This window comes from Rhodococcus ruber (assembly GCF_016804345.1).
Lineage (GTDB): Bacteria > Actinomycetota > Actinomycetes > Mycobacteriales > Mycobacteriaceae > Rhodococcus > Rhodococcus ruber.
In genome coordinates this window covers 4,898,137-4,918,706 of the sequence record NZ_CP044211.1, presented here as the reverse complement: position 1 = coordinate 4,918,706, position 20,570 = coordinate 4,898,137, and the positions used below count along the sequence as shown (strand labels likewise).

At 70.1% G+C, this 20,570-nt stretch carries 19 protein-coding genes and 1 tRNA gene; 14 read left to right on the top strand and 6 right to left on the bottom strand.

Annotated features, from left to right (window positions below; all coding sequences use genetic code 11):
* Positions 1-13: 13 nt before the first annotated feature.
* Entirely contained in the window at positions 14-910 is an 897-nt protein-coding gene (locus F1734_RS22470) for a TauD/TfdA dioxygenase family protein (RefSeq protein WP_026137573.1), read from the bottom strand.
* A gap of 675 nt (positions 911-1,585) precedes the next feature.
* On the opposite strand from F1734_RS22470, the gene F1734_RS22465 reads away from it, so the two are divergent.
* The 7 genes from F1734_RS22465 (at position 1,586) to F1734_RS22435 (ending at position 10,233) form a co-directional block, all read left to right on the top strand.
* Entirely contained in the window at positions 1,586-2,731 is a 1,146-nt protein-coding gene (locus tag F1734_RS22465) for an acyl-CoA dehydrogenase family protein (protein WP_010596806.1), read from the top strand.
* Positions 2,732-2,951: 220 nt separating this feature from the next.
* Positions 2,952-4,472 carry a long-chain-fatty-acid--CoA ligase gene (locus F1734_RS22460; protein WP_203011094.1) on the top strand — a complete coding sequence of 507 codons (1,521 nt, stop codon included), beginning with the start codon at positions 2,952-2,954 and terminating at the stop codon, positions 4,470-4,472.
* Positions 4,469-6,178 (top strand): PHA/PHB synthase family protein, encoded by a 1,710-nt coding sequence (locus F1734_RS22455; protein ID WP_203011093.1) that lies wholly within the window; start codon positions 4,469-4,471, stop codon positions 6,176-6,178. Before F1734_RS22460 ends, F1734_RS22455 begins: the two co-directional genes overlap by 4 nt.
* A 17-nt stretch (positions 6,179-6,195) precedes the next feature.
* On the top strand, positions 6,196-6,648 hold the full coding sequence (locus F1734_RS22450) for a MaoC family dehydratase (RefSeq protein ID WP_010596809.1): 453 nt from the start codon (positions 6,196-6,198) through the stop codon (positions 6,646-6,648).
* Positions 6,645-7,469 carry a poly(3-hydroxyalkanoate) depolymerase gene (phaZ, locus tag F1734_RS22445; protein ID WP_017679920.1) on the top strand — a complete coding sequence of 275 codons (825 nt, stop codon included), beginning with the start codon at positions 6,645-6,647 and terminating at the stop codon, positions 7,467-7,469. Before F1734_RS22450 ends, phaZ begins: the two co-directional genes overlap by 4 nt.
* A 96-nt stretch (positions 7,470-7,565) precedes the next feature.
* On the top strand, positions 7,566-8,600 hold the full coding sequence (locus F1734_RS22440) for an AraC family transcriptional regulator (protein WP_010596811.1): 1,035 nt from the start codon (positions 7,566-7,568) through the stop codon (positions 8,598-8,600).
* A gap of 631 nt (positions 8,601-9,231) precedes the next feature.
* Positions 9,232-10,233: a YeiH family protein gene (locus tag F1734_RS22435; RefSeq protein WP_238424186.1), complete on the top strand. Its 1,002-nt coding sequence runs from the start codon at positions 9,232-9,234 to the stop codon at positions 10,231-10,233.
* A gap of 85 nt (positions 10,234-10,318) precedes the next feature.
* On the opposite strand, the gene F1734_RS22430 is transcribed toward F1734_RS22435, so the two are convergent.
* A tRNA-Gly gene (locus F1734_RS22430) sits at positions 10,319-10,389 on the bottom strand.
* Between the two features lie 232 nt (positions 10,390-10,621).
* Between F1734_RS22430 and F1734_RS22425 the strand changes: the two genes are divergently transcribed.
* Positions 10,622-11,899, top strand: a complete 1,278-nt coding sequence (locus F1734_RS22425) for an esterase/lipase family protein (RefSeq protein WP_010596813.1) — start codon at positions 10,622-10,624, stop codon at positions 11,897-11,899.
* Here F1734_RS22425 and F1734_RS22420 read toward each other — a convergent pair.
* The gene (locus tag F1734_RS22420) at positions 11,850-12,671 is read right to left on the bottom strand and encodes an oxygenase MpaB family protein (protein WP_048773280.1); all 822 of its coding nucleotides are present in this window, start codon (positions 12,669-12,671) and stop codon (positions 11,850-11,852) included. The two genes, F1734_RS22425 and F1734_RS22420, sit on opposite strands and share 50 nt — an antisense overlap.
* A gap of 90 nt (positions 12,672-12,761) precedes the next feature.
* Here F1734_RS22420 and F1734_RS22415 point away from each other — a divergent pair, with 90 nt between their 5' ends.
* Positions 12,762-13,379 (top strand): TetR/AcrR family transcriptional regulator, encoded by a 618-nt coding sequence (locus F1734_RS22415; protein WP_010596815.1) that lies wholly within the window; start codon positions 12,762-12,764, stop codon positions 13,377-13,379.
* Between the two features lie 26 nt (positions 13,380-13,405).
* Here the strand turns inward: F1734_RS22415 and F1734_RS22410 are convergent, their stop codons facing one another.
* Positions 13,406-14,947 (bottom strand): SulP family inorganic anion transporter, encoded by a 1,542-nt coding sequence (locus F1734_RS22410; RefSeq protein WP_203011091.1) that lies wholly within the window; start codon positions 14,945-14,947, stop codon positions 13,406-13,408.
* A gap of 205 nt (positions 14,948-15,152) precedes the next feature.
* Between F1734_RS22410 and F1734_RS22405 the strand changes: the two genes are divergently transcribed.
* Entirely contained in the window at positions 15,153-15,530 is a 378-nt protein-coding gene (locus F1734_RS22405; protein ID WP_203011956.1) for a MerR family transcriptional regulator, read from the top strand.
* 40 nt (positions 15,531-15,570) lie between these two features.
* Here F1734_RS22405 and F1734_RS22400 read toward each other — a convergent pair whose 3' ends face one another.
* Positions 15,571-16,734 (bottom strand): alpha/beta fold hydrolase, encoded by a 1,164-nt coding sequence (locus F1734_RS22400; RefSeq protein ID WP_203011090.1) that lies wholly within the window; start codon positions 16,732-16,734, stop codon positions 15,571-15,573.
* A 94-nt stretch (positions 16,735-16,828) separates the two neighbouring features.
* Here F1734_RS22400 and dcd point away from each other — a divergent pair, with 94 nt between their 5' ends.
* A complete protein-coding gene (gene dcd, locus F1734_RS22395; protein ID WP_003934612.1) occupies positions 16,829-17,419 on the top strand; it encodes a dCTP deaminase in 591 nt (196 codons plus the stop codon).
* A gap of 30 nt (positions 17,420-17,449) precedes the next feature.
* On the opposite strand, the gene F1734_RS22390 is transcribed toward dcd, so the two are convergent.
* Positions 17,450-17,704 (bottom strand): hypothetical protein, encoded by a 255-nt coding sequence (locus F1734_RS22390; protein ID WP_017679926.1) that lies wholly within the window; start codon positions 17,702-17,704, stop codon positions 17,450-17,452.
* Between the two features lie 359 nt (positions 17,705-18,063).
* Here F1734_RS22390 and F1734_RS22385 point away from each other — a divergent pair, with 359 nt between their 5' ends.
* From F1734_RS22385 to F1734_RS22375, 3 genes are read left to right on the top strand one after another with little or no spacing between them, the layout of a single operon-like run.
* Positions 18,064-19,095 (top strand): patatin-like phospholipase family protein, encoded by a 1,032-nt coding sequence (locus F1734_RS22385; protein WP_048773287.1) that lies wholly within the window; start codon positions 18,064-18,066, stop codon positions 19,093-19,095.
* A 4-nt stretch (positions 19,096-19,099) separates the two neighbouring features.
* Entirely contained in the window at positions 19,100-19,531 is a 432-nt protein-coding gene (locus F1734_RS22380) for a PPOX class F420-dependent oxidoreductase (protein ID WP_048773289.1), read from the top strand.
* A gap of 21 nt (positions 19,532-19,552) precedes the next feature.
* Entirely contained in the window at positions 19,553-20,428 is an 876-nt protein-coding gene (locus F1734_RS22375; protein ID WP_010596822.1) for an alpha/beta fold hydrolase, read from the top strand.
* Positions 20,429-20,570 lie beyond the last annotated feature (142 nt).

Sequence of the window (20,570 nt, the reverse complement as noted above, 5' to 3'; positions counted from 1 at the left end):
GTGAGAGGGCGGTTCAGAAGGTGGGGTCGCCGACGATGCCGGCGCGTTCCATCCTGCGGACGGCGGGCCAATAGTCCTGCACCGCATAGTGTTGCGTGGATCGGTTGTCCCAGATGGCGACGCTGTTCTTCGTCCAGCGCCACCGCACCTGGTATTCCGGGATCGTGGCCTGGCTGATCAGGTAGCGCAGCAGATCCCCGGCGCCGGGGGCGTAGTCGATCCCGAAGCGCACATTGTCGGGGGTGTGGTAGTTGACGATGTGCGTCGTGAAGGCGTTGACGAACAGGATCTTCTCGCCGGTTTCCGGGTGCGTGCGCACCACCGGGTGCTCGGCGTCGGGGAACCGCCGGTGGAGGGCGTGGCGTGCCTCGACGGGCATGTTCGCACCGAAGCTGGCCTCGATGCTGTGCCGGGCGCGCAGTCCCTCGATCCGCTCCTTCACCGACTGCGGCAGCCGCGTGTAGGCCTGCGCCATGTTCACCCAGATGGTGTCGCCGCCGACCGGCGGGATCTCCACCGCGCGCAGCACCGAACCCATCGGAGGGTTCGCCCGCCACGTGGCGTCGCAGTGGTAGGCGTTCTCGTAGTGCTCGGGCGGGCTGCCGAGGTCCTTGTAGATCCGCACCAGGCCGGGATGGTCGGGGTCGCTGCCGGCCACCGGGTGATCCTCGAGCGGACCGAACCGCTCGGCCAGGGCGACGTGCTCGGCGCGGGTGATGTCCTGCCCGCGCAGGAACAGCACCTTGTGCTCGAGCAGCAGTGCCCGCAGCTCGGCGAACAGCGCGTCGTCGCGGGACACCTCGCCCAGGTTCACGTCGAACAGCTCCGCGCCGATCGTGGCGGTCAACGGCTCGACCCGGAAAGGGATCACCGTTCGTGCCCGCCGGGGCGTCTCGCTCGTGACAGACATTTCGTTGTCTCCTAGATGAATTGGGGTGGAGTACGGTGTCGGGTGGCTCGCGGAAACGAACGATGTTCGCCCGCGGATCTCCCTCGTCGGTCCCGGGCCCCACGCGTCCTGACGTCAACTCGAAATAACTGGGTGTACAACAGTTTTCACGTTCGTTCGGTTGTGTCGGTTCGGGATGTGGGGTCGGTCACCGACCTGCTCCTCTTGTGATGGACCTAACACTACGTGCCCGTTCTCGGTATTACTTTTCCTGGTGGGACATCAACTATTCACTTCGAGACGCTGTAGCCGGATCCGGTCCGATCGACGGGCTTGAGATGGCGACGTCGCCTCCGGGGCGGTGTGGACGGCGCGGGGCGGAACGGTGTCGGACGATCGCGTCGACCGGGCGCCCGTGCCGGCGGGGTGCTCGTCGGATTCGTGCGGCAGGCAATGCCATCGGCGCAGGTACGCTCCTGTCCCGATTTGAACAGTTTGCCGACCCGAAGGGATAAGTGCGGGAAGTGCGGTTCCACTACTGTGGAGTCGCAACCCGAAGACCCGCATGGGTTCTCGATCGAATCCCGCACTCGACGGGCCACATCACCAGCTCCGAGATCGTCGCTGCAGCCGGCAGGCGCAGCCACCTGCCCGGCCTGCTCGGACGCCACCGTCGCCACCCCACCAGGAAGACCGATGACCAGGACCATCTACGCCGCCGACCACCTCGCCTTTCGTGACACGGTCCGTGATTTCACGCAACGCCACCTGATTCCGGAGCACGAGCGGATCATCGAGCAGCGGTTCATCGACCGCGAGATCTGGATCGAGGCGGGCAAGCTCGGCCTACTCGGTTTGGAGGTACCCGAACAGTACGGAGGCAGCGCGGCGGGGGACTACCGGTTCAACGCGGTGGTAGGGGAGGAACTCTCGCGGGTGAGTGCGGCGATCGCGTCGAGTTTCGGAATCCACTACGACATCGTGGCGCCGTATCTGGTGGAGCTGACCACCGAGGAACAGAAGCAGCGGTGGCTGCCGGGGTTCTGCACCGGGGAGCTGGTCACGGCGATCGCGATGACCGAACCGGCCGCGGGATCGGACCTGGCCGGGCTGAAGACCACGGCCCGACGCGATGGGGACGACTGGATCCTCAACGGTTCCAAGACGTTCATCACCAACGGTTACCACGCCGACCTGGTGATCGTGGCAGCAAAGACGAGCCCGGAGAAGAAGGCCAAGGGCATCACCCTGTTCGCAGTCGAGACCGGCATGGCGGGCTTCGAACGGGGCCGCAAGCTGGACAAGGTCGGTCAACCGGAGTCCGACACCGCCGAGCTGTTCTTCACCGACGTCCGGGTCCCCGCGGCGAACGTGATCGGCGAGGTCGACAGCGGGTTCGCGCACATGATGCGAATGCTGCCGCAGGAGCGGATCTGCGCGGCGGTGTCGAATCTCGCGCACGCCGAGGCGATCCTGGGCGAGACTCTGGACTATGCCCGGGAGCGCAGGGCGTTCGGCCAGGCGATCGGTTCGTTCCAGTACAACAAGTTCCTCTTCGCCGAACTGGTCACCACGCTCGAGGTGGCGCAGGCATTCGTCGATCGGTGCGTGCAGGCGCATACCGAAGGCCGGCTGAGCGCGGTGGACGCCGCGAAGGCCAAGTGGTGGAGCTCGCAGGTGCAGAACCAGATACTCGACAGTTGCGTGCAACTGCACGGCGGCTACGGGTTCATGAACGAATACCGGGTTGCGCGGGCATGGAAGGACGCGCGGGTGACCAAGATCTGGGCCGGGTCCAACGAGATCATGAAGGAGATCATCGGACGGGACCTCGGACTGTGAGCATCACCGCGCCGACCACTCACCCGGCCGAATCCACCGAATGGCTCGCTCGTCCGAGGCCCACCCGGCTCGACGCCGGCGCACGCATCGCGTGGCTGGCCTGGGTGCTCGGCTCCATCCGCTGGGCTCCGGCGCTGTGCGTGCCCCCTCGGCCCCGCGCCGGCTCGGATACGACCATTGACCACGACCCCTTTCTCGAACCACACCGGAGACCCACCACATGACCAACCTCAGTACCAATCTCGTTGTGTCGGCGCGCAACTACCCCGACAAGACCGCCCTGCGGTGCGGCGAGGACACGCTGTCGTTCGCGGAGTTCGACGCGGCCGCGGCGCGGGTGGCAACCCTGCTCGCACGGGCGGGGATCGCACCCGGTGACCGGGTCGCGGTGATGCTGCCCAACACCGCGGCGTTCGCGATCGTGTTCTACGGCATTCTGCGCCGCGGGGCGGTCGCGGTGCCGATGAACCCGCTGCTGAAGGCCCGCGAGATCGAGTTCTTCCTGACGAACACCGCCGCGGCGGCGCTGTTCGCGACCCCGGTGTTCGCCGAGGAGGCCCGCGCTGCGGCCGATGTGGCCGACGCCCGGTTGTGGCTGGTGGACGACGACGCCCTCGCCCGGCTGATCGCCGACCTGCCGGCGCAGGCCGCCCCGGTGCCGCGGGCGGGTGAGGACACCGCGGTGATCCTGCACACCTCGGGTACCACCGGCAAGCCCAAGGGCGCCGAACTCACCCACGCCGGACTGGCCGGCAATGCCGAGGTGACCGCCCGCACCCTGATCCAGGTCGGAGCCGACGACGTGGTGATGGGCGCACTGCCGCTGTTCCACGTCTTCGGACTCACGTGCGGGCTCAACGCCTCGGTCCTCGTGGGCGCCATGCTCACCCTGGTGCCGCGCTTCGACCCACGGACCGCGCCCGAGGTGATCGCCCGCGACCGGGTCACCGTGTTCGAGGGCGTGCCGACGATGTACGCCGCGATGCTGGGTGTCGCAGAGGAATTCGACGCGGCGGCGACGGCGAGCCTGCGAGTGTGCGTGTCCGGCGGTGCATCGTTGCCGGTGGCGGTTCTCGAGGACTTCGAGCGGACCTTCGACGCGGTGATCCTGGAAGGGTACGGGTTGTCGGAAACCTCGCCGGTCGCCTCGTTCAATCACCCGGACCGCGTCCGCAAGACGGGCTCGATCGGCACCCCGATCGAGGGGGTGCGGATGCGCGTGGTGGACGGCTCCGGTGTCGAGGTACCGGCCGACCGACCCGGCGAGATCCAGATCGCGGGACCGAACGTGATGAAGGGCTACTGGAACCTGCCCGAGGCGACCGCGGCCGCGATCGACGCGGCCGGTTGGTTCGCCACCGGCGACATCGGCCGCATGGACACCGACGGCTACTTCTACATCGTGGACCGAAAGAAGGACCTGATCATCCGCGGTGGGTTCAACGTCTACCCCCGCGAGATCGAGGAGGTTGTCTACGAGCATCCTGCCGTGGCGGCGGCCGCGGTGGTCGGCATCCCGCACGACACCCTCGGCGAGGAGATCGGCGCCGCGGTCACGCTCAGAGTCGGCATGAGCGCCGACCCCGTCGAGATCGTGAAATTCGTCAGACAGCGCGTCGCCGCCTACAAGTATCCGCGCCACGTCTGGATCCTCGACTCCCTGCCCCAGGGCCCCACCGGCAAGATCCTGCGTCGCGACATCACCATCCCCACATTCGAAAGCAGCAGCAACCGAGCATGACCACCACCGTCACCACCACCGAGCCCGTGCACCGTTCCGACGAACCCGCCGCGCCGGTGGACCTGCTGCTGGCCGGCTCGGCCCGCGGTCTGGCCCGCCGGATGCTGCCCGATCGAGGCTGGGCCCGGCTCGCGGGCGGGCTGGCCGCGCGCCCCGGCACGCTCGCGCACCGCGGCGGAACGCTGGCCAGGGAGCTCGCCGCCGTCGCCGCCGGCCGCGCCGACCGCGCACCCGCCAAGGGCGACAAGCGATTCACCGACCCGGCATGGCAGCACAACCCGTGGTTGCGTCGCAGCATGCAGGCCTACCTCGCCACCGCCGACACCGCCTATGCCCTGCTCGCCGACGCCGGCCTGGACTGGCGCGACACCGAACGGATGCGGTTCGTGCTCGACAACCTCGTCGAGGGTCTCGCGCCGAGCAACAATCCGGTACTCAACCCGCTCGGATGGAAGGCGCTCATCGACACCGGCGGACTGTCCGCGCTGCGCGGGGCGCGTGCATTCGCCTGCGACATGGCCACCAAGCCGCGGGTGCCCGCCATGGTCGAACCCGGTGCCTACACCCTCGGCGAGACCGTCGCGGTGACACCCGGGGCGGTGGTGCTGCGGACCCCGGTACTCGAGCTGATCCAGTATGCGCCGCACACCGCCACCGTGCACGAGGTGCCGCTGTTGATGGTGCCCCCGGTGATCAACAAGTACTACATCACCGACATCGCCCCAGGCCGCAGCATGATCGAGTACTTCGTCGCCCAGGGCCAGCAGGTGTTCACCATCTCCTGGCGCAACCCCCATGCCGAACACCGGGACTGGGGCCTCGACACGTACGTCACGGCGATCGTCGATGCGATGGACGCCGTCCAGGCGATCACCGGGACCGGCCGCACGCACCTGCAGGGCAGCTGTTCGGGCGGGATCCTGGCCGCGACGACCGCCGCGTACCTGGCCGCTACCGGACACGGCGACCGGGTTGCCGGGCTGACCCTGGCGGTGACCGTGCTCGACCAGGCGCGGGCCGGGTTCGCCGCCGCCGCCCTCGACGAACGCACCGCCGCGACTGCGATCGAACGCTCGCAGTCGAGGGGCTACCTGGACGGGGACGAGCTGGCCGAGGTGTTCGCCTGGCTGCGCCCGACCGACCTGGTGTGGCGCTACTGGGTCAACAATTACCTGCAGGGCCGCCCGCCCGCGCCGTTCGACGTGCTGCACTGGAACGCCGACACCACCCGCATGGCCGCCGGCCTGCACCGCGACCTGGTCCGCATCGGCGTCACCAACGCGCTGGCCGCCCCCGGCACGATGGAGCTGTCGGGTACCCCGATCGATCTCGGCGCGGTCACCGCCGACGCGTACGTGATCGGCGGGATCGCCGACCACATCTCGCCGTGGCAAGGCTGCTACCGCAGCGCCGCCCTGCTGGGCGGTGCCGACACCCGGTTCGTGCTCTCCACCAGCGGGCACGTCGCCGCGCTGGTCAACCCCCCTGGAAACCCCAAGGCGTCCTTCCGGGTCGGGACCGTCGACGCGGACACCCCGGAGCAGTGGCTCGACCGCGCGGAGGTCACCCGAGACTCGTGGTGGCCCGACTACACCGCCTGGCTCGCTGCGCGCAGCGGCCCCACCGTTCCTGCCCCCACCACCGTCGGCGGTGCCGCCCACTCCCCGCTCGACGCCGCACCGGGCACCTACGTTCACCACAGCTGACCCCAGGAGACGACATCATGACCACCACACTCGACAACCCGCGCGCGCTGCTCGATCTGGTCGGGCGCGAACTCGGCCGCACCGACTGGCGCGAGATCACCCAGGAACAGGTGGGCCGGTTCGCCGACGCCACCGGTGATCACCAGTGGATCCACACCGAGCCCGAGTTGGCCGCGGCCGGACCGTTCGGCACCACCATTGCTCACGGCTACCTCACCCTGTCGCTGACGCCGATCGTGCTCGCCGAGGTACTGGTCTTCGACGACCTCGGTATGGCAGTGAACTACGGGACGAACAAGGTCCGGTTTCCTGCGCCGGTGCCGGTCGCATCGGAACTGCGCGCCACGGTCACCCTCACCGCCGCGGTGGAGAAGCCCGCCGGCATCGAGGCGGTGTTCACGCTCACCTACGAGATCCGGGGCGGGGTGCGGCCGGTGTGCGTGGCCGAGGTCGTCATCGTCTACCGATGACCGGCGGCGCTCGTACCACGCGGCACGAGATCCTCGTGGGCCGGCAACGCATCCGGGTCCAGGTCCGGCACGGGTTCGGAGTGCCGCTGGTGCTGTGCAACGGGATCGGCGCCGGGTTCGAGGTGCTCGACCCCTTCGTCGCCGCCCTCGATCCGGCCACCACGATCGTCCGGTTCGACGTCCCCGGCGCCGGGGGGTCGCCGCCCGCGCTCGCGCCCTACGGGTTCGGCTACCTTGCACGGCTCCTGGGGCGGGTGCTCGACCGGCTCGGTATCGGCACGGTGGACGTGCTCGGCTTGTCCTGGGGCGGGGCGCTGGCCCAGCAGTTCGCGTTCCAGAACCCGCGCCGGTGTCGGCGACTCGTGCTCGTCGCCACTGCCACCGGGGCGCTCATGGTGCCCGGGCACCCCCGGGTGCTCGCCAAGATGGTCACCGGTCGCCGGTTCACCGACCCCGGGCGTGCGGCGGCGATCGCCGGCCGGATCTACGGCGGTACCGCGGCAGACCGCAGCCACGACATCGCCGCCCTCTTCGGCGCCCAGACCCACGCCGGATCGGCGATCGGCTACCTGCATCAGCTGCTGGCCGGTGCCGTGTGGACCAGCCTGCCGCTGCTTCCCGCCATCCGCCAGCCCACCCTGATCGTCGCCGGCACCGACGATCCCATCGTCCCGATCGCCAACGCCCACATCCTGCACCGACTGCTGCCGCACGCCACCCTGCACCGGCACGACGGCGGGCACATCGAACTGATCACCGACGCGGACGGGCTCGCCCCGGTGATCGAGGCCTTTCTCCACGAAGCCGGACGACGGCCGTGACGATCACCGAGGCATGCCCCCGCCCGCCCGTGCCGGGGCGAGCGTATCTTGAGGTGACCTGGGTTGTTCCCTCTGGGACGGGATGTGGGGTCGGACATGAAGCCGTTGGCCCGCTACGCCGCCATCACCGGGTATGCCGACCTGTGCGCCTCGCTCGGAATGGACCCCACGCCGTTGCTGCGCAGCGTCGGGCTCGATCCCACGGGTTTGGGTCTGCCGGACCGGTGGATCCCTGCCGTCGCGATCGCGCGCCTGCTGGAACGTTCGGCGGCCGCCGCCCGCTGCCCCGACTTCGGGCTGCGGCTCGTCGAGCGACGGCGCTTCGCCAGCCTCGGCCCGGTGAGTCTGGTCCTCCGGGAGGAACCCGACGTCCGCAGCGCGCTGAAGTTCCTGATGCGCTATCAGCACATGTACAACGAGGCCCTGCGGATGCGGTTGGTCGAGGCCGAGGACGTGGCGACCATCCGGGTGACGCTCGAGTTGGGTGAACCTGCCGACACCCGGCAGGCCATGGAACTGGTGATGGGGGTCCTGCACGGGCTGTTGCGCGATTTCCGCGGTGGCCGCTGGCGGCCGTTGGCGGTCTGCTTCACCCACCTCGCCCCCGAGGACATCAGCACCCACCTCGACGTGTTCGGGCCCATGGTCAAGTTCGACCAGGAGTTCACCGGAATCGTCCTCTACACAAGCGATCTCGACGCTCCCAATGCCATGTCGGGTCCCTCGATCGGTCCGTATGCCCGCCAGTACCTCGACAGCCTCGACACCCGGCCCGACGCGATGCTCGTCACTCGGGTGCGCGAGCTGATCGAACTGCTGCTGCCCACCGGGCGATGCTCGGTCGAGCAGGTCGCCCGCAGCCTCGGGGTGGACCGGCGCACCGTGCACCGTCACCTCGCCGAGGCCGGGCAGAACTACACCGCGGTGCTCAATGCCACCCGCGTGGACCTGGCCGAACACCTCGTTGCCGGTCGGCGCTACTCGCTCACCGAAGTTGCCGACCTGCTCGGCTTCTCCTCCCCGAGCAACTTCTCCCGCTGGTTCAGCAACGAATTCGGTTGCAGTCCGCGACAGTGGCGTGCCGAGCACCGGACCGATGCCGGCGTCGGAGCCGGGGACGTGCCGGTATGAGCGGGAGCTTCCGGACCGACGGTTGTGCGTGTCTTGCCAAGGCATTTCGGTCCGGCAACGGCGCCATGGCGACCCGGCCCGAATCGTGAGTCGGCCCCGGCGTGTTTTCGCCCGTCCCGGCGACGAGTCCCCACGCTGATCCGGGTCGCCTCCCGGCATCACACCGACTCCCCGGGCGGTGTGTCACGTCGTCGATCGACGTGGCTCGGTAGTCGGGGGTTCGAGAATTGCGCTTCGGTGCGTCCCGTATCGAATACACCGTGTCCCGCTGGGAAAAGTATGCCGTGCCGGATCCGGATACTGTGAGGTACGTCGCATTCGGGGTCCCGTAGGGGGATCCCTCGGCGGGGCCGCTCGACCGTGGCCCGCTCGATCACGGCGACGTCCGAACCGGCCACAGGCCCGAATATCTCGGCCGGGCCGGGTCCTCGTGCCGACACGTGGAAGAAAGAGAGTGTGCAGCGTGCAGGGTGCTACCGCAGCCGCGGAGACCGACCGCACAGATCCCGAACACGACAGGTCGGCCGGGCCGGACACGCGACCGGTCGCGGACGAGGTTGCCCAGCCGGGGGACCGGGGACGCAACGGCGGCCGTGGTACGGGAGTCACGCGGCACGTCTCGCTCGAGCGCGTGCGTGCATCGCTACCCGGATTGGTGTTGTCTGCCGCGGCGGCGGCAGTGGCCGTTGTCGCGGCACGCGTGTTCGGCGGGATCAGTCCGCTGCTGATCGCGATCCTGCTCGGCGCAGTGGTCGCGAATGTGAGGACCCTGCCGGCGGTCCTCGAACCGGGTGTGACCGTCGCGTCGCGGCGACTGCTCCGCATCGGAGTCGCGCTGCTCGGTCTGCAATTGCTGCTGCCGAACGTGCTGGCGCTGGGATGGGGGACGCTCGCGGTGGTCGCTGCCGTGGTCGGCCTCGGCATCGCCGGGTCGATGGTGCTCGGGAGGATGCTCGGGATCGGCTGGACGCAACGGCTGCTGATCGCGTGCAGTTTCTCGATCTGCGGTGCCGCCGCCGCGGCTGCGGTCGACGGCGTGGTGAACGCACGCAAACGGGAACTGGTGACCACGGTCGCGCTGGTCGTCGTCTTCGGCACCGTGATGATTCCGGCTCTGCCCGCGGCTGCGGCCGCCCTGGGCCTGGACTCGGCCCAGGCAGGGATGTGGGCCGGCGCCGCGATCCACGAGGTGGCGCAGGTGGTCGCTGCCGGCGGCGCGCTCGACGCGGGGTCGTCGGCCGCGGCGGTGGGCGGCGGCGCCCTGGCCGTTGCGGTGACGGTCAAGCTGGCCCGGGTGGCGCTGCTGGCGCCGGTGGTCGCATGGATCGGGGTGGCGTCACGACGCCGCGCCGCCACTCTCACACAGACGAGGCGGCCGCCCCTGGTGCCGCTGTTCCTGATCGGATTCCTCGCCTGCGTGGCGTTGCGGGCCACCGGCGTTCTCGGACCGGCGTGGCTCGACGCCGCGCGAGTGACCCAGACCGCGCTGCTCACCGCCGCGATGTTCGCCCTCGGTACCGGGGTCCGGCTGTCCGTGTTGCGTGGTATCGGATGGCGACCTTTCGCTCTCGCCGCCGCCTCCACGGTCATCGTCGCCACGATCGCGCTCACCGGAGTTCTGCTGGTCGGCTGAGCCGTGCATCGTCCCGCGGGCCCGAGTCGGACCGACGGCGAAGGGCCCCGGCTGCGCGGTGCGCCGGCCGGGGCCCTTCGGGGAGAGCCGATGACGGGAATCGAACCCGCGTATTCAGCTTGGGAAGCTGATGTTCTACCATTGAACTACATCGGCACGCTGGGCTTTTGCCGATTTCTCGGCGTCGTCCCAAGCTCGTCGCACACTGTAGCAGACTCCGCGCGGCCGTTGTCACACCGACCGGGACGTTCCTGCGTCGAACGGGGCGTGGCTGCGGCAAACGCCGAGTGGCGACGTCCGGAACCGCCCGTTCGTCGCGAGATCCTCCCGCTCGGACAAGATGCTCGGACAAGACGACAGCGACGCGCCGTTCCCGCACACTGAAGGCATGAAGGCCACGGCGGGGCGGTCCGAGGCGTCCGAGCTGGCTCGGCTGCTGCTCGACGAGGTGGGCGCGGCGACCGGCGGCGTGCAGGCGGTGCACCGCCGCATCGCGGACCGGGTGTTCGGGGCGGTCGCGCTGGGGGTCGGGACGCCGGCGCTGGCGGTCAAGGCCGCGCACGACGCGATCACCGACGGGGTCTATTCCGTGATCCGGGAGGCCGCGTCGGCGACGGCGGCACTGGCCGAGTTCGGGTTTGCGGAGTCCGCCGGGGACCGGGCGCCGTCGGAGACCGTTCGCGGCGCGATGGCGATCGCCGCGGTCGACGGCCTCATCGGGGACGTCCTCGAGTCGGAGGGATCACCGCTGGCGCTGCCCGTGTCGGTGCGGGTGGACGGCCGGGCCGTGCCGCTCACGGCCGACGCCCTCGCTCGCGCGCTCCCGCACGCGACGAACCGCGTGGTGGTGTTCGTGCACGGGCTGATGGAGACCGAGGCGACGTGGCGGTTCGGCGGCCGCCGAACCTACGGCGAACGGCTCGTCGACGATCTCGGCTGCACGTCGGTGTTCGTGCGCTACAACACCGGCCGGCACATCTCCGTCAACGGGCGCGAGCTGTCGGAGCTGCTCGACGCGCTCGTGCGGGCGTGGCCGCGCGAGGTCGAGCAGATCGCCCTCGTCGGTCATTCGATGGGAGGACTCGTCGCGCGCAGCGCCTGCTTCTACGGCACCGAGAAGGCGTGGTCTCGCCGTGTGCGCCATGTGGTTTCGCTCGGGTCCCCGCATCTGGGGGCGCCGCTCGAGCAGGCGGTGCACTATGCGAGCGCGGCGCTCGTCGCGATCCCGGAGTCGAAGCCGTTCGGGACGCTGCTGCGACGGCGCAGCGCCGGCATCCGCGACCTGAACCGGGGCGCGGTGGTGGACGAGGACTGGTCCGGTCGCGACGCGGACGACCTGCGGCGCGCCGTGTGCCGGGAGGTGCCGCTGCTCGACGGAGCGATGCACTGCTTCGTGTCGGCGACCCTGACTCGTAGTCCCACGCATCCGCTGGGCCGGTTGCTCGGGGACGGACTCGTCCTCGTGCCGAGCGCGTCGGGGAACGGCCGGACCCGGCGCATCGGCTTCCGTGCGGAGGACGGGATGCACCGGGCGCCTGCGCACCATCTGACGCTGCTCAACGACGACGAGGTCTACCGGCAGTTGCTGAGGTGGCTGCGCACCGGTCCCGGAGCGCCTAGACCAGGGGACGACCGGTCCGGATCCGCCGGCGCAGATCGGCCATGAGCAGCCGGTAGGGCGCTTCCCGCAGCGCCACCGGAATCCGCGAGTTGACCGCCCCGAGGGTGCGCGTGAGCCGGTCGAAGCGGCGCTGGTCGCGCGGGCTCCACGGCAGCCGCATCCGGTCGCGGAACATCGGGGGCAGGAAGCCCGTGGTGAGGAACAGGTTGAGCCGGCCGAACAGCAGCGACACCGGGCGGGGCAGGAAGCGCATGGTGGCGATGGCGTAGAGGTGCTCGCGCACGACGTCGTCGATGTCGACCCGGGCGAGCGCGTCGTTCCAGTACTTCTCGAACGCCTCGCGGTCCGCGGGCCACATATCAGGCTTCACCTGCAGGGTGGTGCCGAACGCGGCGCCCTTGCGGTAGTACCAGTCGACGGCCTCGGCGGGGATCGGCCCGTAGAGCGCGTTGTGCACGTCCTCGAATCCGCGGTAGATGCACGCGGCCACCCACAGCTGCAGGTCGGGGTCGAACGCGTTGTACTCGACCGGGCTGGTCTCGGTGGAGCGGACGTGCCGGTGGGCGGTGTTGACGGCCTTGCGGTAGAGCTTCTTCTCCTCGTCGGTGCCGGTGGCCGCGACGGCCAGGTAGGTGAGGGTCGTGCGGGTGCGCTTGATCGGGTGGTCGAACAGCCGTCCGGAGGCGACGCGGCTTTCGACGACGCCGTAGCCGACGCCGGGGTGGGACAGCTGCATGATGACGTTCGCCGCGCCTGCCATGAGGCCGAGCCCGTCCATGACGTCGTCGAACTCCGCAGGCTTCTCGAGGGTGGTCACGAGTTCGATCCCTTCGTCCGTCCTATATGTGAGCACGACTGTAGTCACATATATGACCGGGGTAAAGGGGTCGCCTGCGAAGATGGACCGATGGTGACAGGACGGCTCTACGGAGGACGCGGGGGAGAACAGCGGCAGGCGGAACGACGGGCGCAGCTCATCGAGGCCGGGCTCGACATCCTCGGCGGACCCGACGGCGATCACACGCTCTCCGTCCGCGGCGTGTGCAAGCGCACCGGCCTGGCCTCCCGCTACTTCTACGAGAACTTCGCCGACCGCGACGAACTCACCGTCGCCGTGTACGACCACGTCATCCAGCGCATCGCCGAGAGCACCCTGCGCGCGGTGACGGAGGCGCCGCGCGACGAGCGGGCGGTGGTCCGCGCCGGCGTGGAGAACATCGTCCGTGAGGTCGCCGAGGACCCGCGCCTGGGCCGGCTCGTCTTCTCCGTCAGCCAGGCGAATCCACACCTGGTGAGCCGGCGACTGGAGTCGTCACGCATGTTCGCGGGCCTGGTGACGGCGCAGGCGGTGGACTTCTTCGAGGTGAGCTCCACGCCCCGGCTCGATCTCGCCGCCCACTTCGTCGTCGGCGGCCTCGCCCAGGTCCTCACGGCGTGGCTCGAGGGTGACAGCCCGCTCGGCCAGGACGAGGTCATCGACGCGTGCACCGACTTCCTGCTCACCATGTCGTCGCAGGCGCGCTGACGCAGCCGCCGTCCGCCCGGCGGCGGTCAGTGGCCGTCGCCGAGTCGGCCGGAGAGCCGGTCGAGGCGGTCGAGGCTGGCGCCGTCGAGGCCGACGATCTCCACGTGCTTGCCCTTCGCGGCGTACTTGTGCCGGATCGCATCGAGGGTGGCCACGGTGGACGCGTCCCATATGTCGGCGCCGGTGAGGTCGATGACGACGTTGCGCGGATCCCCGACGTAGTCGAACTGGTAGATCAGGTCGTTGCTCGAGGCGAAGAACAGCTCGCCGTGCACCTTGTAGACACGGGTGTCGACCGTGCCGTCGTGGTCGGTGTCGGCCTCGGAGACCTTCTCGATGCTGATCATGTGGGCGACGCGGCGGGCGAAGAGCACCATCGCGGTGACCACCCCGAGGATCACCCCGATCGCGAGGTTGTGGGTCGCGACGGTCGCGACGACGGTCACCAGCATCACCAGGGTTTCGCTGCGCGGCAGCAGTTTCAGGGTGCGGGGGTGAATGCTGTGCCAGTCGAGGGTGGCGACCGAGACCATGATCATCACCGCGACCAGGGCCGCCATCGGGATCAGTGCGACGATGTCGCCGAGGGCCACGACGAGGATCAGCAGGAACACCCCGGCCAGGAAGGTGGAGATGCGGGTGCGCGCCCCGGAGACCTTCACGTTGATCATGGTCTGGCCGATCATCGCGCAGCCGCCCATGCCGCCGAAGAACCCGGTGACCAGGTTCGCCACCCCCTGGCCCCAGCCCTCGCGGGTCTTGTTCGAGTGGGTGTCGGTGATGTCGTCGACGAGCTTGGCGGTCATGAGCGATTCGAGCAGGCCGACCAGCGCCATCGCCAGCGCGTAGGGCGCGATGATCGACAGGGTCTCGGTGGTCAGCGGCACGTCGGGGACGAACAGCGCCGGCAGCGACTCGGGCAGCTCACCCTCGTCGCCGACGTTCGGCACGTCCCAGCCGAAGACGAGCACGGCGGCGGTGAGCGCCACGATGGCCACCAGCGGCGCCGGCACCACGGAGGTGAGCTTCGGCAGCAGGAACATCACCGCCAGCCCCACCGCGACGAGGGGATAGACCAGCCACGGGACGTCGATCAGGTGCGGCAACTGCGCGGTGAAGATCAAGATGGCCAGGGCGTTGACGAAGCCGACCATGACACTGCGCGGGATGAACCGCATCAGCTTGGCCACCCCCAGCACCGAGAGCACCACCTGGAAGATTCCGCCCAGGATGACGGTGGCGACGAGGTAGTCGAGGCCGTACTCGCGGGTCACCGGCGCGATGACCAGCGCGATCGCGGCGGTGGCGGCGGAGATCATCGCCGGGCGGCCGCCGACGATGGAGATGGTCACGGCCATGGTGAACGAGGCGAACAGCCCCACCCGCGGGTCCACCCCGGCGATGATGGAGAACGAGATCGCCTCCGGGATCAGCGCCAGCGCGACGACCAGTCCGGCAAGGATCTCGGTCTTCAGGCGTTTCGGGGAGTGCAGGGCGCCGCGCACCGAGAGGGCGGGGTCGGCGTCCGCCTCGGGAACGACCGGCGCGCTGCCGGCAGGAGTGGTCACAGTCGTGTCTTCTTTCCGGCGCCGGGATGGGGAATCGGGGGGCGAGGCACCCCCGTGCGCGGGCGGGACGGCATCGTCGCGTCCGCGGAACCCGCCGAACTCTACCCTCCGGTGAGGGTAGAGTTCGAATCGAGGGTCGGGCCGCTCGCTACGGTGGAGACGACCGGGAGGAAAGGGTGCGGCTGTGACCATCGATTCGGGGCATATGCAGATCGGGCAGGTGGCCGCGCGCACCGAACTGTCGATCAAGACCATCCGTCACTACGACGAGGTGGGCCTGGTCACCCCGTCCGCCCGCAGCACCGGCGGGTTCCGTCTCTACACCGACGACGACGTACGGCGCCTGCTGGTGATCCGGCGGATGAAGCCGCTCGGCTTCACCCTCGAGGAGATGCGCGAGTTGCTCGCCGCTCTCGATCGGATCGCCGACGCCGCGCCCTCCGGACAGGCGGCCGACGGCGCCCGCGGCGTGCTCGCGGAGTTCCACCGGCGCGCCGAGGACAGCTGCGCGCGTCTGCGCACCCAGCTCGCGTACGCGGAGGAACTGACCACCATCCTGGGCGAGCACGCCACCGGCGCCTGACCCTCCGTCGGCGCCGCGCGGAGGTCGACCGCGGCGTCGGTCACCGCTCGCTCGCCCGCACCGGCCGCGTGTCCCGTTCGGCGAGCCGATCGACGAACGGCACGATCTTCGTGGCGACGGCGACGTCGTAGGCCTGCGGCTGCTGGATCGGGTTGGCGTGCCCGGTGCCGGCCAACCGGACCACCAGCAGCGAACCCCTCGAACCGCCGACCCGCTCGAACAGCACTCGCTGGCTGTAGTCCACGTCGACGACGTCGTCGTCGGTGCCGCGCCCGGGACGCACGAACACCACCGCCGGCCCGCGACTGTCCCCGCGCCGCGACGCCAGCGCCCGCAGATCATCGAGCGCGCCCGAGGCGACGATGGCCTCGAACTGGGACTCGATCAGCCCGGTGCTGGCCACGTCGCGGTCGAAGATCTTGTCCTCGAGCACCTCGGTGACCGCGTCGACCAGCCCGCCGGGATCGACGGTGGGGAGGCCGTGCGGATGCGGAACGACGTAGCGGTCCTTGCGGGCGGCGGTCTCGACCACCAGCCGCAGGGTGCGGCTCTCACGCGCCCCGGGCACCCACCCCACCCAGCGCAGCAGATCCTCCCCGGTGTCGCGCTTGTCGGCCCGCACCGCGTGCAGATCGACGGGAGTGCAGTCCAGGATCACCGCCAGCAGATCCAGGTCCGGGTCGGCGACGACGTGGCCGGCCACCTCGAGGGCGATGATGCCGCCCATGCTGTGCCCGGTCAGCACGACGCGTTCCACCCCGGCCTGCTCCGCGTGGTCGACGATCATCCGGCTGATGACCGCGGTGTCGAGGCCGGTGTTGTCGTACTGCACCGCCCACACCTGCCCGAGCGCGGCCAGCGCCGGTAGAGCACGGGTGGTGTCGGTGGCATCGAGATTGCCGAGTCCGACCATGCTCACCACCGCGGTGGCGCGATCGGCCGGATCCGCCGCGTCGAAGATCGGATGCAGGTGCGGCCGGGTGTGGGCCAGCCGGTCGCGTTCGGGGGCGACGTCGTGGATCCAGTACTGCCCGCCCAGGATCGAGACCGGAACCGTCAGCAGCGCCAGCCACGCGAGACCGCGGCGCACGCGCCCGAACCGCCGCCAGCGGTGCCCGAGCCGGGTGGAGCGCAGGCACGCTTTGCGGCGCTCGTTGCTCCAGTCTGTCACCGGGCACGGCGCGAGGGACCGATCGTGCACCATGTGGGGCCGAGCTTAGTCGCCGCGCCCGGCCGCCGGCGCCCACCCGGCGCGCGAGCCGCGGGACCGCCCGGGGCGGGTTGTTAGTCTCTACCCCGTGCTGCTCTCCGATCGCGACATCCGCGCCGAGGTCGCCTCCGGGCGTCTCGGCATCGACCCCTTCGACGTCGCGATGGTGCAGCCGTCGAGCGTGGACGTGCGGCTCGACAGCCTGTTCCGGGTCTTCAACAACACCCGCTACACGCACATCGACCCCGCGCTGCGGCAGGACGAACTCACCTCGCTCGTGCAGGCCCCGCCGGGCGAGCCGTTCGTCCTGCACCCGGGCGAGTTCGTGCTCGGGTCGACGATGGAGACGTGCAGCCTGCCCGACGATCTCGCCGGTCGCCTCGAGGGCAAGTCGTCGCTCGGCCGGCTCGGGCTGCTCACCCATTCCACGGCCGGATTCATCGACCCGGGTTTCAGCGGGCATATCACCCTCGAGCTCTCCAACGTGGCCAACCTGCCGATCACGCTGTGGCCGGGGATGAAGATCGGGCAGCTGTGCCTGTTCCGGTTGACCAGCCCCGCCGAGCACCCCTACGGCAGCGCCGCCGTCGGCTCCAAGTACCAGGGCCAGCGCGGGCCGACGCCGTCGAAGGCGTATCTCAACTTCGTGCGCGAACATCCCGACGCCCGGCCGAGCTGACCGGGCGCCCGCGGCGCCGGCTCGTCCCGGTCAGCCGCCGAGATTCGCGACGGTCGCCTCGAGCGTCGTGGCGTGGAGTTCGAGATCGGTGTCGTTGTAGTCCCGGTCCTTCGGCAACTGCCCGCGCAGCTCGTCGCGGGTGACGATCACCAGCGCGCGGTTCTCGTCGGTCAGGTCGTCCGCGGCGACGACCTGCGGCCGGCCGCCCTGCAGGATCAGCGTCGCACCGTCGAGCGACGACTCGAGCAGCGTGCGCAGCGTGTCCGCGGTGACGTGAGTGTTCACGGGCTTGTCTCCTCCGGTCGTGGTCTTCGCTGCCGGAGGCGTACCCGTCCGGTTGCGATTCAATCGCAACGACCGTCCCTGTGCCCGGTTCCGCGACCCGAGGAACCGCTCGCCACCTGGATCCGGATGATCCGGCGCACGGAGAGCCGGCACGCGCCGTCCCGCATCATCGCCGCCCTCGACAGCATCGTGGGTTGAACGGGGACACGCTGCGATTACCGCCGACGCTCCGCGGTGCGCGGCATAGGGTGGGAGCACGGGGAGCCAAGACTCCTTTCCCGGAAGCTGCAGGAGGGGGCGGCCATGGACGGGTGTGAACGGATCGTTCCGAGCGGCGGACGCGGCCTCGGGGGCGGGCGATGACCGCCGACCCGGGCCCCGCCGACCTCGTCCTCGCCGGCGGCGGGGTGAAGGGCATCGGCCTCGCCGGCGCCGTCGTGGCGCTCGCCGACGCCGGCTACCGGCTCAAACGGGTCTCGGGCACCTCGGCGGGCGCGGTGGTCGGCGCCGTCGTCGCGGCCGGATCGAAGGCCGGGTGGACGGGGGAGCAGATGCGCGACGCCGTCTTCGGAATCGAGTACGACAAGTTCCTCGACCCGGGACCGGTCGAGCGGATTCCCCTGTTCGGTCCCGCGTTCGGGGTGCTGCGCGGATCGGGCCTCTATCGCGGCGACTACGCGCACGCCTGGATCCGGGACACGCTGAAGGACCTGGGCGTCAGCACCTTCGGGGATCTGCGGACGGACGACAAGGACCTCCCCGAGGAGCGACGGTACCGGCTGGTGGTCACGGTCACGGACATCACGCGAGGGCTGCTGGTCCGGCTGCCGTGGGACTACCGCTCGGTCTACGGCCTCGATCCGGACGAGCAGTCGGTGGCCGACGCGGTGCGCGCGTCCATGTCGATCCCGTTCTACTTCCGGCCCGCGACGCTCACGGCCACGTCCGGATTGCGGTCGACGCTGGTCGACGGCGGGCTGCTGTCGAACTTCCCCATCGACTCGCTCGACCGGATCGACACCGACCAGCCCCGCTGGCCCACGTTCGGTGTCACCGTGTTGCCGAACCTGCCCGCCGGCAACGACAAGGTCCTGCCCCCGCTGCGGCTGCTGCGCCCGTTCTCGGCGCTCGGTGACTCCCCGGAGCTGATCGAGGGCATCGTCACCACCGTCCTCGTCGGCCGCGACCAGGCGCATCTCAATCAGCCGTGGGTGAGCGCCCGCACGATCCGCGTCGATTCCACCGAGGTCGGCGTCCTGGACTTCGACATCGACAAGTCCGAGATCGAGGCGCAGTTCGCCAAGGGGTACGAGGCGGCGCAGGGCTTCCTGTCCACCTGGAACTGGGTGGAGTACGTCAAACGCTACCGATCCCACGGAAAGCGCTGGTGAGGTCGTGACCGCCGACAGTCTCGAAACGCTGTTCGCCACTTCGACGATCGGTGCCCTCGTCACCCTGAAGAGGGACGGGCGGCCGCAGCTGTCCAACATCGTCTACCACTACGACCCGGGCACACGGACCTTCGCGGTCTCCGTCACCGACGGCCGCGCCAAGACCGCGAACGCGCGCCGCGACCCCCGGGTGAGCCTGTACGTCAGCGCCGCCGGCGGCTGGGCGTACGCGGTCGCCGAGGGCACGGCCGAGCTGTCGCCCGTCGCGGCGGACCCGCACGACGACACCGTCGAGGACCTCGTCGCCCTGTACCGGAAGGTGCAGGGCGAACATCCGGACTGGGACGAGTTCCGGGACGCGATGGTCGCCGACCGCCGGCTCGTGCTGCGGATGCGGGTGGAACGGTTCTACGGGATGGCCGGACCGACCGGCTGATCCGGACGAAAGGGGGAGACGATGCCGCGCGCGTCGACGACAGGGTTCGCAACCACCACCGAGGGGGAACGGTTCCTCCGCGCCTACGATGCCGTGCTGGCGAAATGGCCGGCAGACGTCCGTCCGGTGACGGTCGAATCGGACTTCGGCACAACGCATGTCACTGTCTGCGGCAGCGACGACGCGCCGCCGGTCGTCCTGCTGCCCGGCGGGGGAGCGACGTCGACGGTGTGGTTCGCCAACGCCGCCGCGCTCGCCGGCCGGTACCGGGTGCTGGCCGTGGATCCGATCGGTGACGTGGGTCGGAGCGTCGCGCACGGAAGGCCCGTGCGCGACGTGGACGACCTGCGGTCGTGGCTCGACGGCGTCGCCGCGGCGCTCGGCCTGTCCTCGTTCCACCTGGCCGGCCACTCGTACGGGGCCATGGTCGCGCTCGCCTACGCACTCGAACGCCCCGAGCGGATCCGCAACATGGTGTTGCTCGATCCGAATTCGTGCTTCGTCCGGATGCGCGCCGGATACCTGGCTCGCGCGGTCCCGCTGCTGCTGCGGCCCAGCGGAGACCGCCAGCGACGATTCCTGCGCTGGGAGACCGGCGGCCGGTCACTCGACGAGGACTGGCTCGAGCTCGTCGCCCTCGGTGCCGAGCACTTCCCGGCGGGCAAGCTCGTCGTCCCGAAACGTCCCGCCCGCCGCGCCCTCGCCGGACTCGCCGTGGACACGACGGTCGTCCTCGCGGCCGGCAGCAAGGTCCACGACAGTGCGACGGTGGCGGCCACGGTCGAGGCCGCGAGTCCGCGGCTGCGCCCGGTGCTCGTCGAGGGCGCGACGCACCACACGATGCCCATGGTCCCGGCCGCGGAGGTGAACGCCGCCGTTCTCGGCGCGCTCGGCTGACCACCGGCTGCCGCACGGTCTCGTTCAGTGGGAACGGCGATGTGCGGCACGTCACAAGCCCCTACGTTCGGTCGGCAACAGGGCCGTGCGCATCGGCGTCCGTCCTGAAATCGATTGTGCGCGCGAGCGCTTCGAGGAAGGG

What these genes read in the sequence shown, in the direction of transcription:
- F1734_RS22470 (WP_026137573.1), bottom strand. Translation starts at nt 910, where the DNA reads ATGTCTGTCACGAGCGAGACGCCCCGGCGGGCACGAACGGTGATCCCT.
- F1734_RS22465 (WP_010596806.1), top strand. Translation starts at nt 1,586, where the DNA reads ATGACCAGGACCATCTACGCCGCCGACCACCTCGCCTTTCGTGACACG.
- F1734_RS22460 (WP_203011094.1), top strand. Translation starts at nt 2,952, where the DNA reads ATGACCAACCTCAGTACCAATCTCGTTGTGTCGGCGCGCAACTACCCC.
- F1734_RS22455 (WP_203011093.1), top strand. Translation starts at nt 4,469, where the DNA reads ATGACCACCACCGTCACCACCACCGAGCCCGTGCACCGTTCCGACGAA.
- F1734_RS22450 (WP_010596809.1), top strand. Translation starts at nt 6,196, where the DNA reads ATGACCACCACACTCGACAACCCGCGCGCGCTGCTCGATCTGGTCGGG.
- phaZ (WP_017679920.1), top strand. Translation starts at nt 6,645, where the DNA reads ATGACCGGCGGCGCTCGTACCACGCGGCACGAGATCCTCGTGGGCCGG.
- F1734_RS22440 (WP_010596811.1), top strand. Translation starts at nt 7,566, where the DNA reads ATGAAGCCGTTGGCCCGCTACGCCGCCATCACCGGGTATGCCGACCTG.
- F1734_RS22425 (WP_010596813.1), top strand. Translation starts at nt 10,622, where the DNA reads ATGAAGGCCACGGCGGGGCGGTCCGAGGCGTCCGAGCTGGCTCGGCTG.
- F1734_RS22415 (WP_010596815.1), top strand. Translation starts at nt 12,762, where the DNA reads ATGGTGACAGGACGGCTCTACGGAGGACGCGGGGGAGAACAGCGGCAG.
- F1734_RS22405 (WP_203011956.1), top strand. Translation starts at nt 15,153, where the DNA reads ATGCAGATCGGGCAGGTGGCCGCGCGCACCGAACTGTCGATCAAGACC.
- F1734_RS22400 (WP_203011090.1), bottom strand. Translation starts at nt 16,734, where the DNA reads ATGGTGCACGATCGGTCCCTCGCGCCGTGCCCGGTGACAGACTGGAGC.
- F1734_RS22385 (WP_048773287.1), top strand. Translation starts at nt 18,064, where the DNA reads ATGACCGCCGACCCGGGCCCCGCCGACCTCGTCCTCGCCGGCGGCGGG.
- F1734_RS22375 (WP_010596822.1), top strand. Translation starts at nt 19,553, where the DNA reads ATGCCGCGCGCGTCGACGACAGGGTTCGCAACCACCACCGAGGGGGAA.